Raw genomic sequence first — 16,410 nt, forward strand, 5'->3', positions numbered from 1 at the left:
TGCTGGTTTCCGACTTCGACAATCAGATTCTCAGCTGAATCCTCCACCGCCTTCAATCCTTCGCCCCAATCCCCCGTACACCACTTTCGACTTTAGCTCAGCCGAAGCTGCGGGCCCTGATGGAATTCGCCAGGAACGTCCTCATCTCGGCCACGTGCTTGAAGCACAAGACTGTGTTCAGGTTTGCGTTCCTGCGGTCCGACCTGTTTCGCCATCACATTTAAATCAACCCAAGCAGCAACCTACCAGTTCCTCGACGCTTCAAAGTGCTCATCCTGCTATGCAGGTCTGTTGCTCACATGATGTGCTTCGTACGAAGTTCCGTGAGCGAGAATCGCCCAGGCGATTCTCGCCATTTTGTTCGCCAGGGCCACTGTTGCTACATTTGCTGGACGTCGCGCCTGTATTGCCTTTTGCCACGCGGTCGGTACCTTGGTGTGACACAGAACAGAGCGCGCCCCATGTATCAGCAACGTACGCAAGTATGGGTCGCCGCGTCTGGAGATCGAGCCCAGCCGTATCTTTCCGCCGGTACCATTCTGACGAGGAACAAGCCCCAGATACGCTGCGAACTCGCGCCCCGACCTGAATGTCTTCGCGTCTCCAATTGTTGCAACTAAGGCCGTTGCAGTCAGGCGGCCGATGCCCGGCACTTCGGAGATCGCACGACATGCAGCTTCGTGTTTCTGCCAGGCGCCAATCCGCTTCTCGAGTTGATTGATGTCCTCCTCAAACAGGTTGATGCGACGCAGCTGTTCGAGAAGGTTAAGAAGTATCGATCGTGGCAGTGTGTCTTCGAGTTCTGCCATGCGCTCCCTGATCTCGTCGAGTCCTGCTACACGTCCTGCACGAAACGTAACGCCGAATTCATACAGCAGCCCACGCAGCTGATTTATCTGCATTGTTCGAAACTTGACGCGCAACGAGCGCATACGATGAAGGCTTAGCATTACTTGCTGATCCTCTGTCTTGGCGGCAACCGTGCGCATGCCGGGTTGCTGCACTGCAGTCCAGATCGCCCGGGCGTCCGCCGCATCAGTCTTGTTCGTTTGTACGAAAGGTCGAATGAACTGAGCATGTAACAGCACGACCTCGTGTCCGAGCGCGCGAATCTTGCGCGCCCACCAGTGAGCACTTCCGCAAGCTTCGAGGGCGACGCGACCGGCGGGGCGCTGCGCCAGAAATGCAATCAAATCGTCTCGTCCGAACTTCCGGTTCGCGATCTCGCCAGTTTGGGCGTCGACTCAGTACAGCTGGAACACCCGTTTTGCAATGTCGAGTCCGTATGTCGTAGCATTCATCTGGGGCCTCCGTTCCTCAAGTGGTTGTGTCGCAGCTCCACTTTGGCACATTGATGCCGTTCGGTCCTGGAGGCCCTCAATCGTGCCCAATTCCCCAGAGGGAGGGCGGTGTCCATTCCATCTCGACCAGGACGACGTGAAATCGCCTTCGTGGCGGAGCCAGCACGGCCTCCTGTCTAAAAACCGCCTTGTTGGAGCAGCTAAGAGAATGGCGAGAGGAAGCAGACCGTTAGTTGCACTTCGAACCGCCCTCATTTGACCGCCTGACGCCTCAACAGACATATCAAACTCCACGACAACCGCTTTGCACCCGCCTAGGAATTAAGCCGCTTATCCCTTCTATTCCCACACCTCATCCCGCAACTTCCGAGTGCCACGATGGCACAAAACGGGCAGTGCGGATCATTGATTTAAAAGGAAAATTCCATGTCGTCGCACGCCAGATCAAGATTTTGTGGCGTGACCTGCAGTCAACTCGTCAGTTGCCGCCAGCCGGGTTCGGCCGGCAGACGGCCGTCGATTTGCCGCTGCCTGGGTGCATCCTGCTGGCGCCAGCCCGGCGGCGCGTATGAGTGAATTCTTCCGGGGCGTCGCGCCCCCGAAAGAAATGTTGCACTCAAGTCCGGGGGTACTGACCAGATGAACTACCCGATGTGCCTATATTTTCGCCAACCGACGCGAGACGCGGATCCGGCATTGGCTGGCGCGAAGGCTTGGAGACCGCCTTCGCCTCGGCTGCTTTTTCGGGACCGTCGCGCTTGACCACTCGATTAACAAGCGGAGCCGTGATCACAACCGGCGGCGCATCCTCCGTTGGTCGTACGCGTCCCTCAGGGGCACCCTGGTAGTAGGTGTTGATGAACTTGAGCGGCGAAGTCACCGTTGCGTTAAAGGGCGACGATAGCCACATCGGGCCCTTCGCACCAACGTTCTCAGACGTTGCTTCCGCCACCTCCACGTCTGCGCCGCGACCTTCCTCAGCAGGGCCGTCGCTCTTCTTGAAATTGCCGTAGTAGGCCAGCGTCTTACGCGACGAACTATGCCCGAGGCGTTCACTCACGCGCACCTGCGCATTTTTGAGGTCCTCGCGGCTCAACTGGTCGGCTCTTCCGCCCAATGTGCCCGGTACGAACCCTTCCAGTAGTGCGCAGTTCTCTGCGAACTCCGCTCGCAAACCGTGACCGGTCACGATTGAACCGTTTGCCCTGGTCATCCCGAGTTCGCCCATGCAGGCCTCGTATTCCTTTAGATTGCTTTTCAAGGTTGCATCCTTGCCGCGACGCGTCTTGCGCCATCCAAGACTGTTGCGTTTCGCCGTGTGTGCTTTCACATAGTCGAGCACGCGAACCTGGAACTCAAACTCGATGGGAATCAGACGCTGGCGGCCACCCTTCGTACCATCGCGCGTGTAAAGGATGAATGCCGCGTGTCCCAGATCCCGCTGGTCGGAAACCCATGGGCGAACACATAATGCCTCTTTCTTGCGCAAGCCAAACGCGAGCTGCATGGAAAGCAGCATCCCCATCGTGTGGTCGAGCTCGAACGCCTCCTTCAGTTTCGCCTCAAGATCAACGCCGTTCGCACTCCACGATTTCGTCTTATTCGCAACTGTACTTACCTTCAGCCTTTCGCGGTCGACACCCGGGAGGTAGTAATCGAGCGGCTTTACCAGATTCGGCTTCCCCAACCACCCGCAAAACTTGCGCAAAATCGACAGATCGTTTCGCATCGTGGACGCGGCCTTTTGCTCCTCGTACCAGTATCGGACGAGGGCGGCGATGTGTTTCTCCGCAAGGTTGTACGGGTTCATGATGCGCATGCCCAGCTGCTGATGCCACGTGTTGAAGCAATGAAAGATGACGCGCGAATTCAGTTCCTGCGTCCGATGCGAGGCAACTCTCCCATTGACGCGCTTTTTCACGTTGGGGGAGATGACCTCCTGCACCAGCGCGCGCCACCCGGCCGGCTTTGGGATCGCGATGGGTCTGATGTGCGGCTTACCGGCTTCCGAACGGATGTCAAACCTGGTCATCTTCACTTCTCCCATGGTGTCGAATACCGACACCCTGATTTGATGGTTGGGGCGGCATAGATGGCTCGCGCCATCTATCCGGTTGGTAACTGCCGGAGCCCTTATCCGATCTCGCCATCGGGTGGAGCGTGGAGCGCTTTACAGCGCGCCTGGGAGTCCGACACTCCCGCATTTCACATGCGTGGTAGACGCCACATAGGTTCGTAAAAATGTTCGATTCCGCAATGGGAAGCTGACGTCTGGTAGCTCACCACTTGGGCCCTGTCCTCTCGGTGCAGAGTTACCCGAGCACGTAGCTCTGGTGCCGGCCCTTTAAAGGGGAGCCACGCCTATGCGCTCCATGCCCGCGATTGGGATGGTTCTGAGATAGCGCATGTACCTCCAAGGGATTAAGGACTCCCGCCGCGCAGGCAGGAGGAAGCTATCCGAGACCGCGCGTGCGCGCTGGTAATTGGCCCGTCCAAGCGGACGGCAAAAGCTTCTTTTGCGGTGTGTTGGCGTTGATGACCGATGACACGAATGTTGTAGTTAAGCCGCCGGAAACCTCCCGCTCGGCCGGATCCGTCAAGGGTTTGCCCCTTGCCTCTGTCCCGGAATGTCCCCGGAATTCACTTGACTGAAAAAAAACGCCGTGAGGCGTTGGATCGTTCTTGAAGCAACTACGAGAAGCGTCGTGCGACTGCTTCTTTTGGAGGGGTGTTCCCTTGCGAGTCGGGAACTGCCGCATCGGCGGCACGTTGGAACCGTAACCTGCAAGCTCGAATTACTAAAAAAATTGAGCGTTGGCAGCAGTAGAACACATGCCTAAAGAACCTGCAATAGTTGTTGCAACGCTTACTGGCCACGTCATTGAACCGCTTCCTCTCAAGAATGGCTCAAGGCTACGTCTTAACGCGATCGCAGCTTTCTCTACTGGCGCGGACACACTCATCGTTAGTTCGTCGACAGGTGCTTTATGTTGTCGCGGCCTGTCGAACTATTTCATAGCTCTCACACACTATGCCGACGCCGGACACGCCAACTGTAGATTAAGAGCCTTTACCTCGATTGCCGTCGTTTCCGCTAACCTTCCCGACCCATTCGCCTTCGTTACGCGCCGTTGCCGCGCATTGTCGGCTCTTCCCCGCACTGTCCGCTTAATTTGTCATCAATTGACGATTGGTTGTCGGCACTTCCCCACACTTCCCGATTAGATTGTCACCGTTTGTCGATCGGTTGTCGGCTCTTCCCCACACTTCCCGCTTACATTGTCACCGTTTGTCGACCTGATTGTCAGCGCATAACACGCTCTGTCACTCTCTTCCGTCAATTGTCATTCTTTGTCGAATGTCGCCCGCATAGATGGTGCATTCCGTCGCACAAAACGGACAGATGTGACCAACAATCTTAAAAACCGAACTCCCCGTAAAAGCCGGCCAGGAAATGCCCCCCAATTCAAATCATCTGGATAACGCTCACCACTTCCTCGCTGAGCGACGTCGCGCCGCGAGAACCAGGAAACTCGAGGCTCACGGGACCTTGATCAAAGCATTACTCGATATGGACTTCACGTACGCGGACATCGCTGCGTATCTTGCTAAATTCGAGGACGTGCACGTATCGCGGCAGGCGGTAAGAGCGCACTGCCTCGCGGCCGCGAATAACGTGTCAGAGCCGGCGATCCAACAAGCGGCTGAATCGAATCGCGTGGGAGCTTCGCGGACTCAACAACAGGTTCCGCGCTATCCCGACAGAGCGGTTCGAGTTGATCCTTCCGCCTCGCCCACTCCGGGCGAGTCTGACAGTACTCGGGAAGGCACGCACCCAAGTGCGCCGAATGCTGCGCAAAAAGACGTGCTTTTCCGCCACACCCCATCCACTCATGTCGACTACGATGTTCCAATCAACTCCGCAGAGTCTCAAGCTGAGAGTCCAATCACGCCAGTAGGACGGCGTCTCGATACACGGCTACACGAAGTGGTTGTGACCAGCAATCCGGCGATCGCACTTAAGAGCACGGTTCTTGCCCGCCGCTTCGAAAAAAATGGCAAGCCAGCCGACGCGCAACCGCTTAACACTGGCAATACTCCAAAGGAACGATAGATGAACGTCTTGATCATCCATACCACCGGCAGCGTCGGCAAAAGCACCCTTGCCGCTGTATTGCTACGCCCTCGCCTGGGGGCTGAGCTGCTGTCTATCGAAAACTCGAACTTTGGCGCAGAGCGATACGGTGAACCCGTGCGCCTTTTCGAGGCACAGGACTATCTGGCCTACATCGAGCAACTGATGATGGCTGAGGGCACCAATACAATCACGGACGTCGGATCGTCGAATTTCACCGAGTTCGTTCACCAGATGTTGATCGTCGGCGGGCTGTCGCTGTTCGACTACGTGATCGTTCCCTGCGAGAAGCAAGACCGCACGCAGCTTGAGACAATCACGACTATTCAGACACTGTTGAACGCCGGTCTGGACCCAAGTCGCTTGCGTGTCATTTTGAACAAGGTCTCGATCCCGACGCCACGGCGACCTATCGATGTCGATTTTGCGGCTCTATTCGCGGAGGCAGAGAAAGATCCGCGGATCCAGATCAATCCGAATTGCTATGTTCCCACCCTGCCTCTGTTTGCGCATATGGCCGCAAACGGGCTCACATGGCAGAACATCCTCGCCGACAAGACCGACTATCGTGCCTTGGTTCGTGAATCGAAAGGCCAGGGGAATACCATGGAGCGGATTGAATATGTCACCAAGCAACTGGCGCAAGGCATGGCCGCGCAGACCATCGCGATCTTGGATCGCGCATTCGAAGAACTGGACATCGGTCCTGCGGTAATCACGGACGAAGCCATCGTGGTCGACATGGAGTAAGGCGTGCGCCGCGATCCCAATTCTCTTCCTGATCCTTATACGGCGGAAGTCATCCGCTATCTGTTTCAGCACGACCTCTTCGTGGAGACGATCGAGAGTTTCAACCATGCCACGGAGAGTCATCAGCGCCTTCTGATCGCGACGGAACACTCAATCAGAAGGGGCAACGAGGTCGCATCGCTAATACAAAAAGCGGCAGACGAAGCAAAAAGCGAAACACTCTGGGGCGCGGAGATCAAACGTATCGCTGAGGCTGTCAATCTGAACGCATATGCGGCTCTCGATTCGATTGCCGAATCAATTGACGACAACACCAAAGCGCTGACTGAGGGAACGTTAGAGCAGATTAAGCAACTGCTGTTGCAGCAGCAGAAGGGCTTCGACGAAACGCTCAAACGACACCAAAGGGCATTCGACGAGTCGCTGCTGCAGCAGCAGAAGGGCTTCGACCGACGCCTCGAGAGCCTCGAAGCCGCGGCCAACGGAGAAACTCCATTGCCAATAGCCCCACACAATGCCCAATTTCTGCAACGGTTCTCTTACGCTTGCCGCCGATGGCTACGGCAACTCCACCAGTGGTGCCTCGACGCCCTCCCTCCACTCCTGATTACGGCTGTTTTGGCCGCCGGCGTTGATATCGCACTACGGGCGCATCTGATCTCCAGATAGCCTGCATTTCCGTTTCCCTCCCCTTTTCCTCCCTTTCGCGGACTGAACCGAGGTCCGCGATAAAAATCTGCGCTCGTTCGCTCAGACCTTCGGACCCCCAAGACCGGACCGGCAGACGTCTGGCAATTCACCGCTTTTTTGAGTGAGTTATATACTCGCGGCACATTCGGTCGAGGCCTTCTAAGCGCCGCCTATGTGACGGCCCAGATCACGAGCCACCGAATGATGCCTCACGCAGCATCGGGGCGACGCAGCGCCAAGCGTTCGGCATTACATCTTCGGGACCTCCCGGTCCACCTCTTCACGACGGACGTCTTCGCACGGCCCGATTTCGCGTCATCAATTTCCAATTGTCTCCTTCCGTGTAGCCAACGCCGGGTTCCGCTTTTCTGCGTCGTCGCGCCGCGCGTTTTCCCACGGTGGCACAACTCGCGACCCCTTTGTCCTTGATTTTTAAAGGAAACGTGACAGAGGAAACACGCCAGATCGCAACTTTGTGGCGTGAGCCGCCGTGAGCACGCAACCCATCCGCGACGCGAATAGAGACTTTTTCGAAAAATTTTTGAAACGTGCTCTGAACTCGGCCCGCTTTCTTCCGATAGTGGTTCCATGCCCAGATCCCCACCCGGTCGGCGCAAATAAAGGTTTGAAATCGCTTGCTTTCGTTTTAGGTCTTCCAGATAGGGGTGGCACTCGGGAGGGGGGTATGTCTATGTGTGTATAAGGAGCTCACATGCCCGCTGATATTGAAGCAGTCGTCGCGACCGTTCCGTCGTTGATTCAGATGTTGCTGCCAGTCGGCCTTGCGCCGAGAAGCAACAGTTGGTTATTGCGCTTGCGCAGACCATCCGCATCGGGCATCGCGCCGCGGTCCATGCTATCGACGAGACGGCGGTGGCGGTCGCCGAGCTGAGAGAGGTTATCGACAACTCCGAGATGTTCCGGGAGTTCTGTCACACTCACTTCAACTTCAGCAAGACTACAACCTACCGGTACGCCAGGATGGGCGTCATCGTTCGCGCGCACTTCCTGACAGAGGATGGTCAACTGATCACGGACATCACGAACATCCATTTCTTCGTTTTCAACATGCTTAGCGATGATCTCGACCCCGAGGTCTTTGAAAAAGTCAAACTTCTCGCGAGTCAGGGTAAAGTGACGAAATCTGACGACGAGGAAGTGATTTCGTGCCTGAAGGGCCAACTGTCCGCGAAGTCAGAAGAACTCCTCGAAGCAGCGGCCAATCTTGCCAACACCGAGGCCCGACTGGTCGAAGCAGACCGCCTCTTGATAAGCGAGACCGCACGGGCCGATCGCAACCAGATTCAGGAGCGTGAAACCGCGGCCGCCGTCTCCCGACTCGAAGCCGAAGTACAGGCATACCAGCAGGACATCGCGCAGATGGAGCAGACGATCGCAACGCTCCAGTCAACTACTGCCGAGGTTTGGTACGAAACCGTAACCGAAATCCGCCCGCCCGAAGGTTATACGAGCAACGAAGCAGCAATCGCCGCGATCGAGGCGATGCGCAAGACCGCTGAACGCGAACTCGCTGACGCCCAGGCGCGATTGGGTGAAACCAAGACACAACTGGAGCAACTCCAGACCGCCGCTGTCTCATCGCGTGCTGCGCAGCAGACCTTGGCCGAACTGAGCGCGGCTGTCGACGAGATCACGCGCAAGTTTCCGCTGGACATCCTCACCAACGCTAGAGACCACTCCCCCGACGCCCGCGCGTCCATCCTCGCAGCAGCTACGCAACTGCGCGCGCTCGGTGATCTCCTTATGAAGGCTGGGAACGGCGATGCATGAATTCGCGCAAGTGCAACCCGATGTAAGTGAGGAGTGCAAACCGCCCGACGAGCGCCGTGCGTATCGCCAAGCGCACGCGCGACCGCTACTTGACCGATTCCATGCGTGGCTCACGACGACGCTGGAAACGCTCTCGCGCAAATCGGATACGAGTCAGGTGATCCTCTATGCGCTGAACCGGTGGGAAGCGCTCACGCGCTATTGCGATGACGGCCAGCTCGAAATCGACAATCTGCCAGTCGAGCGCGCGCTACGCGGGGTGGCCATCGGTCGACGTTACGCGTAGTCGAGAATTATGCGGAGTTGCATCGAGCCAAACGCTACATGGATCGGCTCTTCGCACCTCCACGAGGTTTGTGTGCCGCAGCAAACCATAAAAAGGCGGTCTCCAAGTGTTTCGTCCCAGAGATAAATTTGCATAACCGAGCCACCTTCTGAAGGATTGAATCAGCGGTTGCGGTCCAGACACCGGGACGGTTGTGCTGGTTGTAGCGTGCGACATAGCGCTCGATGCTGGTGATGAGCTGGCGCACATTTCTGAAGGAACCGCGTCGGATACGCACGAGGAAGTAGGTGGAAAGATGATATGCGTTGCAAAACAGCTCGTAAATGTCGCTTTCCCGGTCAGCGATGTGAATGCAACGCACCGGATCGTCGAGAAGTTCAGTCGACTGGCGCATATTTTCCAGCCAGCGCCAGCTTTCCTTTTCCTCAATCGGTACGCGCGTGGTATTGATATGAAGCTTCAGTTCAGAAGCCCCCTTGAACCGCCTTCTTGTCCAGAATTTCACTGCAGCCAGGCCAAGTGGCAATTCATCGGCAGTAGCAAAAGACTCGAATGCATCAGGATGCCGCATTGCGTGAGCGGTCGTCGCGGGCCCATGCCGTTCTTCCCCGTGCGCAGGGTCGTCTTGCCCGTGTAGCCGATGAGTTCGGGACGCTCGCGCTGGTACGAGAATGCCGTCGTGTCCTGCAGGATAAGCACTGGCCCATCGATGGCCTTCACGCGCTCGGCGCTCGCGTGGAAATGTCCGCTCAGGATATCGTGTTCGCTGACGCGGTCATTGGACAGAAACCGGTACGCAGCCTTGGTCGAAGCCCAGTCCTGACAGGCGAACGGGATCGTCTGCCCCATGCCGTCCCACAGCTTCTCGAGCAGGCTTGCGAAGCGGCGGCGCAGCCTGGTGTCCTGGAATTCGCTTCCCTGGACTTCCAGATCGAACCACGAACGATTATCCGGGTGTCGCTTACCGGCCATCCCGCGTGCGTATGGAACGTGACGTATGCCAGGTTACCAGGTTTCGCGCTGTGGGTAATTGCAAGGCTAGCGCCACGCTTACGCCTCGAACGAACATAGCCGGTCCGTAAATCACGACACTGTTCGTATTCGCGATGCCAGGCTTTCGCGGAATTAAAGCGATCGGCAAACGCGTCTTGACGGGTAGAGCTATTCAACGATGACAGTCGGTTACCAGCGATGCGGCCGCAGCGTCTCGACTTCACTTGTTCTACGGGTCGGTATTGCACCCGGCTCTCGTCAGGTCGGCCTCTATTCGTAATGCACTTTGTGAGAAAGCATAAGGCCAACTGTCGTCTTGCACCGCGACGCACTCAATTTGCGTTGCCGGATAGGCCGGAGATACTGAACTTGAATTGCAAACGAGGTACGCCCTGAATATTGCGAACCAGAGTTCAATTCGACAGTACGGCCTGGCGGTGACAGTTGGCAAACTACCAGGTCGATTCATTTCACGGTTACCTACTTTCTCCACCATGAAGAACATCGTCCGTTACTGGAAAATTTTCTATACCGAGTGTTTTGAATTGCTGTGTGATTACGTGTCGCCCGTCGTAAAAATTTTTAAATGGATTCGAAAAAAGACGTGGCATCGATGAAATTCCCCGGCGACATTTATACCGATTCCCTAACAAGACCATCCAGATTCGATGCATCTACCTTCGTATCTCGAGAAATTGGAAACTCAAGATGAAAAACAAAAAACCTACTCCTGAGAGACTCTGGCCAATCTTGCTGCCTGATGCTCGCATCCCGTTACCGCCCGCTGCCTGGGTCGTGCTTAACATCGTTGCGGCACTGACGATCTCGATTCCTTTTGTTGTGATCGTGGCTGTCCTTTCCGGAGGACTTTGGCTCGCAAACGAATTGCGTGCCGCGCTTGAGGCGCACTTTACCGCTGGCGTGGGACTACCCCTGATCGCAACCAACGTACTCAAGCTCCTTCTGCTCGCTATTACTGGTCGGATTGCAGACATCCTTGTGTCCTGCATCCCGCATCTGGTTCATGAGGCACGTGAAGGGTTAAAGAACTTCGATCCGTTCTGATTCAAAGGTGCAAGAGGACGAATGTTCTCTGTGTGACGTTCGTCCCCATCGGCTTGCGTTGGCTGAGTCCGGTTGGAAGATCGCATTTTTGATGGTCCAACATGGCTGTCGCCTGCTCCTAAATATCGTCGGGAGGTAAAATGATTTTGGAGATGTTCCGCTTTGTATTCGGATTCCTGTTCTGGATGCCTGCGCTTCTGCTTTTGTGCATGCTGCAAACGTCGCTAGACGCCGGTTTTCATATGACCACGACTGACTGCCAGGCGCTCATTCTCGTGTCGCTCATAGCGGGTGGTTCTATCTGGATGAAGCGACGACAAAGCCTTAAATGGACGCGCGCGGCATTCGCCGTGTTTAGTGTGGGATTGCTGCGAGTGATCTTTGAGCACAACCACTACGGCATCTATGCCGCAGTGATCTGGTGCGTCGCGTTGCTCACCGTCGTGTGGCAACGTCATGTTCATCAACGACATTCGAAGGCTGGCAGTACCAGATCAGGAGTGGTCGATAGCATTTATGCACGGCCTCAGCAGTCGGTCCAGGCCGGGCTGGTATCCGCTCAGTACAGCTATGATCATGTCATAAGGCGGGCGCAGTATTCATTTGCCGACATTATCGGCATGGCCGAGACCAAGTCGCGGCTGCTGTTGGCGGCGCGTGAAATTGTAAGCGGTAACGCGGGCGGTCGAAACGGCATACTCCTGTTTGGAGAGCCAGGCAATGGCAAGACTCTCCTTGCCGAGGCGCTGGCAGGTGAACTCGGCATTCCATTTTTTCCCATCACGTACGGCGATGTCGCCTCAAAATTTGTCAACGAGACGCCTCAGAAAGCTAGCAGTACTTTCGAACATGCGAAGCGAAATACGCCATGCTTAATGCTTATTGACGAATACGATTCCTTTTGCAAGCCTCGGGACGCCGGCGCGCATCACATGGATCAGGATCTGACGAACGTGATGCTGACGGAAATCGTCGCCTGTCGAAGAAAGCCCATTGTTCTTGTCGCGGCCACCAATTGTTTCGAGCGACTTGATCGCGCCAGCATCCGGGAAGGTCGGTTCGACTACAAGATCGAAGTTCCTCCGCCTGATCTGGAAGCACGTCGAGCAATCCTGCGAAAGAGCATAGGTGGCGCGCCTGGATTGGCTGCCGTTGATATGGCTGTTGTGGACAGCCTCGCTGAACGTTGGGATGGGTTCGGTACGAGTCGACTGACGGCGTTAGGTGGACAACTGTCAGAGATGCAGCGCGACGGGACGATCGCGAACAGCCGGATCACGTTTGAGACCTGCATGCGGGCCATGCGATTGCTCGCAGGGCGCCGGGGAGCCTTGCCCGCGAACGTGAAAACGATCGACGAGATTATCATGCCCGAGCAGTCGCACGATGCATTGCGAGACCTGGCGTTCAAAATGCGGCATGTCTATCGTCTTGAAAAAATGGGCGGACAAATGCCACGCGGCCTCTTGTTCTTTGGCGCACCAGGCACAGGTAAAACGCAAGCGGCGATGGCTCTCGTGAAAGCAGCTGACTTCGCCTTTCTGAAAACCACGGGCGCCGAAATCATCGCAAATCCCGAGGCGTTTGATGTACTGATCAAAGAAGCCTACGACATCCGTCCAGTGATCGTCTTTATCGACGAAAGCGATGATATTTTGCGCGATCGTCGGTATTCGAATGTGGCCTCAATCACAAATCGAATCCTGACGGCGCTCGACGGCAGTGATGGACGCGTCCGCGATGTGATCTACATTGCGGCCACCAATCACATCGACGCGATTGATCCTGCAGCCCTTCGCGGTGGACGATTCTCCGAACGTATCTTCTTCGACGTACCGAGCTCTGCTCGACTCGAGCGTTACATCGTCTCGAAGCTGCGCCAGATGGCCGGCGCCCGCTATGTGATCATGCCCGGTGTCCGCGATCGGTTAAATGAGGTTCTCGCGGGCAAATCCATCGCAGATACCGAGGCCTTACTGCAGCGAATGATAGACACTGCGGCAGTACGCGTCTTGCGTCATCAGGTTGCCGAAATCAACTCGGATGACGTCAGCGTGGCGGCCAGTGCGATGTTTGCGGCGAGTGGCCGGCTGAAAGAAGTGAAGATGTCTCGATAAGCCGGAAAACGCTGTGCTTGTACTAAACGGGGCACGGCCTTACCGATGCGCCGGGCGACTCCATGAGATGAACTGGGTGCCCGGTTCTTCCCGGAGTTCGTTTATGTCGATTGCGCTGAATCATCCCTGCTTCACACACGTTTCATGCTGATCGGTAGTGGCGTCGCTCATGCGTCTCGTCGTTGCACGCCCACACTTCGAGCTCGTCGAATCAAGAATTTGGAGCCGGGGGTAGACAAACTTTTGATCAGCTGCCACCATCGGATCCCGTCCTGGACGGCTTAAGTGGGGCATACCGATACTGTGAGATCCCCAGCACGTAACGTACGTCTGGTTCGATGCACTTCTAGGCTATGTGTCCCCGTTCCACTATCCAGATGGACAGGCCTTTCGCGACTTCTGGCCAACGACGCGCCACGTCATCGGCAAGGACATCCTACGCCCACACACGTTGTTCTGGCTGGCCATTTCCCAGGCACTCGGATTTGCGCCCTATCAGCGCCTTTATGCCTCTGGAGACCTGCTAGGAATTGACGGGCGCAAGGTGAGCAAATCGCTTGGTAACGGAGTCGATCCGCTCGAAGCAGCTGCGCGCTACGGTGCAGACGTGTTGCGATATGCGCTGGTGCGTGAAGTGACGTTTGGTGTTGACGGCGTCATCACTCACGAAGCAATCGAACGCCGCCTGCATCGCGATCTCGCTGATGACCTGGGAAATCTTGTCTCGCGTACCCTCGCGATGATCGTCAGGTATCGCGATGGCAGGATTCCCTCTCCCGGTCCGTACACCTCGCTGGAAGAGGAAATCGCTCGGCGCGCTGCCGCCCTGCCCATAGATGTCCTTGGACTGATTGATGACATGAAGCTAGCTCGGGCGATGGAGCCAATATTCGAGTTCATCCGGCATCTCAACGGCTATGTCGCAGCGACCGAGCCATGGGCGCTCGCCCGATCCGATGCTGGTTTGCTGCGAGTCAATACGGTGCCGCATACGCTTTCGGAAGGGATTCACCCTGTCTCCGGCTTGCTTGCCCCCGTTCTGCCAAGTTTGGTGGGTCAACTGCGCAATTTGCTCGGCTGCGTCAACGGCAAACGATGGGCTGTGCCATGGGGTCAGGGCGTCATCGCAGGCACCTCAGTGCGCGAAACCATTCTTTTTCCCAAGCGCTCGCCGATTGACAGTCAGAGTTCGTGAACACCAGCTGTCAATGCCGACCGTGATTTCCCCAGAAGGGGGTGCGGACAAAATCTTGGACTACCTGGAGGTAGTTCATGTTCTCATACGAAGACCGCATTCGAGCGGTTCGCCTTTACCTGAAGCTGGGCAAACGCATCGGAGCTACCATTCGGCAGTTGGGCTACACGACCAAGAACTCTCTCAAAGCCTGGCATCGCGAATACGAGCAGTGCAACGATCTACGGGCGGGCTATGTCCGTTCGAGAGCGAGGTATTCCGATGAGCAGAAGAAGGTGGCCGTCGATCATTATTTGAGCCATGATCGCTGCGCTCCCGCAACTTTGAGGGCTTTGGGCTATCCGAGTCGCGAGACGCTCGCGGCCTGGATCGAAGAACTGCGTCCAGAAATCAGAAAACGTATTGTTGGCCGAGCCGTTGGAAGCGTTCCGAAATCACAAAAGGTAAAGCAGGCAGCAGTCATTGAACTGTGCACCCGAGAGCAAAGCGCACGCGTGGTTGCCGAGAACGCCGGTGTGAGCCGGCCAACGCTGTATAACTGGAAGAATCAGCTACTCGGTCGAGAGGTTCCAGCATCTATGAAACGCAAAAAGAAACCAGCATCGGAGCATCAGCGTGCGGAGCTGGAACAACAGGTCGAATCGCTTCGACGCGACATCCGAAAGCTGCAGCTTGAGCACGATATTCTGATGAAGGCGAACGAACTGATAAAAAAAGGGATGGGCATCAACCCGCAACTCCTGAGCAACCGGGAGAAGACGATGCTGGTTGATGCCCTGAAACAGACCCATGCGTTGCCGGAGCTGTGATCCGCTTTGGGTCTTGCACGCAGTTCTTACTTCTATCACCGTGCGCGGCTGTTGGTTGCTGACAGGCATGCTGACGCGCGTCGCGTCATCGCGGACATCTTCGAACTCAATCACCGTTGCTACGGTTATCGTCGGATTCGCGCGGCATTGATCAGGCAACAGTCTTCATCTCGGAGAAGGTAGTGCGTCGTTTGATGCGACAGGAAGGTCTGGCCGCTGCCACGACCAGGCGACGTCGTTACGGCTCCTATCGTGGAGAAATTGGCCCTGCCCCGGAGAACGTCATCAATCGCGACTTCTACGCCGCCGCTCCTAATCAGAAATGGCTCACGGACCTTACCGAATTCCATATCCCGGCAGGCAAAGTGTATCTGTCGCCGGTTATCGACTGCTTCGACGGTCTCGTTGTGAGCTGGTCAATCGGTACGCGGCCGGACGCCGAACTCGTCAACACCATGCTGGATGCGGCAATCGAATCAGTAGCTGGCTGCAAGGAGCGGCCCGTAGTTCACTCGGATCGTGGCGCGCACTATCGCTGGCCAGGATGGCTCTCGCGTATGCAGGCTGCCAGACTGATTCGCTCGATGTCGCGCAAAGGATGCTCGCCGGATAATGCAGCCTGCGAGGGTTTCTTCGGGCGATTTAAGACGGAGTTGTTCTATCCTCGTGATTGGCGAACCACGACCATCGATCAATCCATCGAAATCGTTGACTCGTACATTCGCTGGCCTTCAACCAACTGGGGATTTTTACTTCGTCGAAAGGAACTGCATCGGCAGGGACCGAACGTCTCGGCCATTGCCGCCCGGCTTGGTATGGATCGCAAGACAGTTCGGAAGTAAATCCGTGACGGCGTTCAGGCGCCGCGCTACGGTCCGCGTGCGCCGCGACCTTGTGTCGTCGACCCGTTCGTCAGCTATGTGACCGAGCGGGTGCGTGCCTTCCTCGAACTGAGTGTCGAGCGGCTGCTGAGGGAGATCCGGGCGATGGGCTACGTGCCGGTCCTTCTCCGTATAAATTCTGATCGGATGCTCCATGGCCGGGTCCCTCGGACACTGTGTTTTTATACAGTATCGGTAAAACCGTCGCCTTGCAAGAGCAAGCTTGAGCCGACGTCCAGGTGAATCACCAGCGCTCCCGCAAGTAATGCATATGTGCATTACAATGACGATATCTACTTGAAGGGGTCGTTATGAGTACGCTAACTGTCACATCCCGGGGCCAGGTGACGTTCCGGAAGGAAGTCCTGCAGCATCTGGGCATCCAGCCGGGGGAAAG

At 56.3% G+C, this 16,410-nt stretch carries 8 protein-coding genes and 7 pseudogenes; 11 read left to right on the forward strand and 4 right to left on the reverse strand.

Features of this window, described 5'->3' with window-relative positions:
- Positions 1-278 precede the first annotated feature (278 nt).
- Both H3V53_RS39585 and H3V53_RS39590 read right to left on the reverse strand, forming a co-directional pair.
- Positions 279-1,301 (reverse strand): annotated as a pseudogene (locus H3V53_RS39585) (IS110 family RNA-guided transposase).
- Between the two features lie 616 nt (positions 1,302-1,917).
- Complete coding sequence (locus H3V53_RS39590; protein WP_336602474.1) at positions 1,918-3,333, reverse strand: integrase domain-containing protein; 1,416 nt, start codon at positions 3,331-3,333, stop codon at positions 1,918-1,920.
- A gap of 1,539 nt (positions 3,334-4,872) precedes the next feature.
- Here H3V53_RS39590 and H3V53_RS39595 point away from each other — a divergent pair.
- The 5 genes and pseudogenes from H3V53_RS39595 to H3V53_RS39615 all read left to right on the forward strand — a co-directional run.
- Positions 4,873-5,415 (forward strand): hypothetical protein, encoded by a 543-nt coding sequence (locus H3V53_RS39595; protein WP_336602475.1) that lies wholly within the window; start codon positions 4,873-4,875, stop codon positions 5,413-5,415.
- Complete coding sequence (locus tag H3V53_RS39600; RefSeq protein ID WP_336602476.1) at positions 5,416-6,186, forward strand: hypothetical protein; 771 nt, start codon at positions 5,416-5,418, stop codon at positions 6,184-6,186.
- A gap of 3 nt (positions 6,187-6,189) precedes the next feature.
- Entirely contained in the window at positions 6,190-6,855 is a 666-nt protein-coding gene (locus tag H3V53_RS39605; protein WP_336602477.1) for a hypothetical protein, read from the forward strand.
- A gap of 822 nt (positions 6,856-7,677) precedes the next feature.
- Complete coding sequence (locus H3V53_RS39610) at positions 7,678-8,667, forward strand: hypothetical protein (RefSeq protein ID WP_336602478.1); 990 nt, start codon at positions 7,678-7,680, stop codon at positions 8,665-8,667.
- Between the two features lie 10 nt (positions 8,668-8,677).
- A pseudogene (locus tag H3V53_RS39615) lies at positions 8,678-8,944 on the forward strand (IS66 family transposase); the annotation flags it as partial.
- A 115-nt stretch (positions 8,945-9,059) separates the two neighbouring features.
- On the opposite strand, the pseudogene H3V53_RS39620 reads toward H3V53_RS39615, so the two are convergent.
- Together H3V53_RS39620 and H3V53_RS39625 are read right to left on the reverse strand one after the other, a co-directional pair.
- Positions 9,060-9,224, reverse strand: a pseudogene (locus tag H3V53_RS39620) (IS630 family transposase); the annotation flags it as partial.
- A 230-nt stretch (positions 9,225-9,454) separates the two neighbouring features.
- On the reverse strand, positions 9,455-9,925 hold the full coding sequence (locus H3V53_RS39625; protein ID WP_336602479.1) for an IS4/Tn5 family transposase DNA-binding protein: 471 nt from the start codon (positions 9,923-9,925) through the stop codon (positions 9,455-9,457).
- Between the two features lie 729 nt (positions 9,926-10,654).
- Between H3V53_RS39625 and H3V53_RS39630 the strand changes: the two genes are divergently transcribed.
- From H3V53_RS39630 to H3V53_RS39655, 6 genes and pseudogenes are all read left to right on the forward strand, one after another.
- Positions 10,655-11,011, forward strand: a complete 357-nt coding sequence (locus tag H3V53_RS39630; RefSeq protein WP_336602480.1) for a hypothetical protein — start codon at positions 10,655-10,657, stop codon at positions 11,009-11,011.
- A 140-nt stretch (positions 11,012-11,151) separates the two neighbouring features.
- The gene (locus tag H3V53_RS39635) at positions 11,152-13,128 is read left to right on the forward strand and encodes an AAA family ATPase (protein ID WP_336602481.1); all 1,977 of its coding nucleotides are present in this window, start codon (positions 11,152-11,154) and stop codon (positions 13,126-13,128) included.
- A 322-nt stretch (positions 13,129-13,450) separates the two neighbouring features.
- A pseudogene (locus tag H3V53_RS39640) lies at positions 13,451-14,323 on the forward strand (class I tRNA ligase family protein); the annotation flags it as partial.
- 77 nt (positions 14,324-14,400) lie between these two features.
- Positions 14,401-15,860, forward strand: a pseudogene (locus tag H3V53_RS39645) (IS3 family transposase); the annotation flags it as partial.
- Positions 15,852-16,127: pseudogene (locus tag H3V53_RS39650) on the forward strand (IS21 family transposase); the annotation flags it as partial. The pseudogenes H3V53_RS39645 and H3V53_RS39650, both read left to right, overlap by 9 nt.
- A 197-nt stretch (positions 16,128-16,324) precedes the next feature.
- Positions 16,325-16,410: pseudogene (locus H3V53_RS39655) on the forward strand (AbrB/MazE/SpoVT family DNA-binding domain-containing protein); the annotation flags it as partial.

Origin of the sequence: Paraburkholderia bengalensis (genome assembly GCF_037126505.1) — a bacterium.
GTDB classification, from domain to species: Bacteria; Pseudomonadota; Gammaproteobacteria; order Burkholderiales; family Burkholderiaceae; genus Paraburkholderia; species Paraburkholderia bengalensis.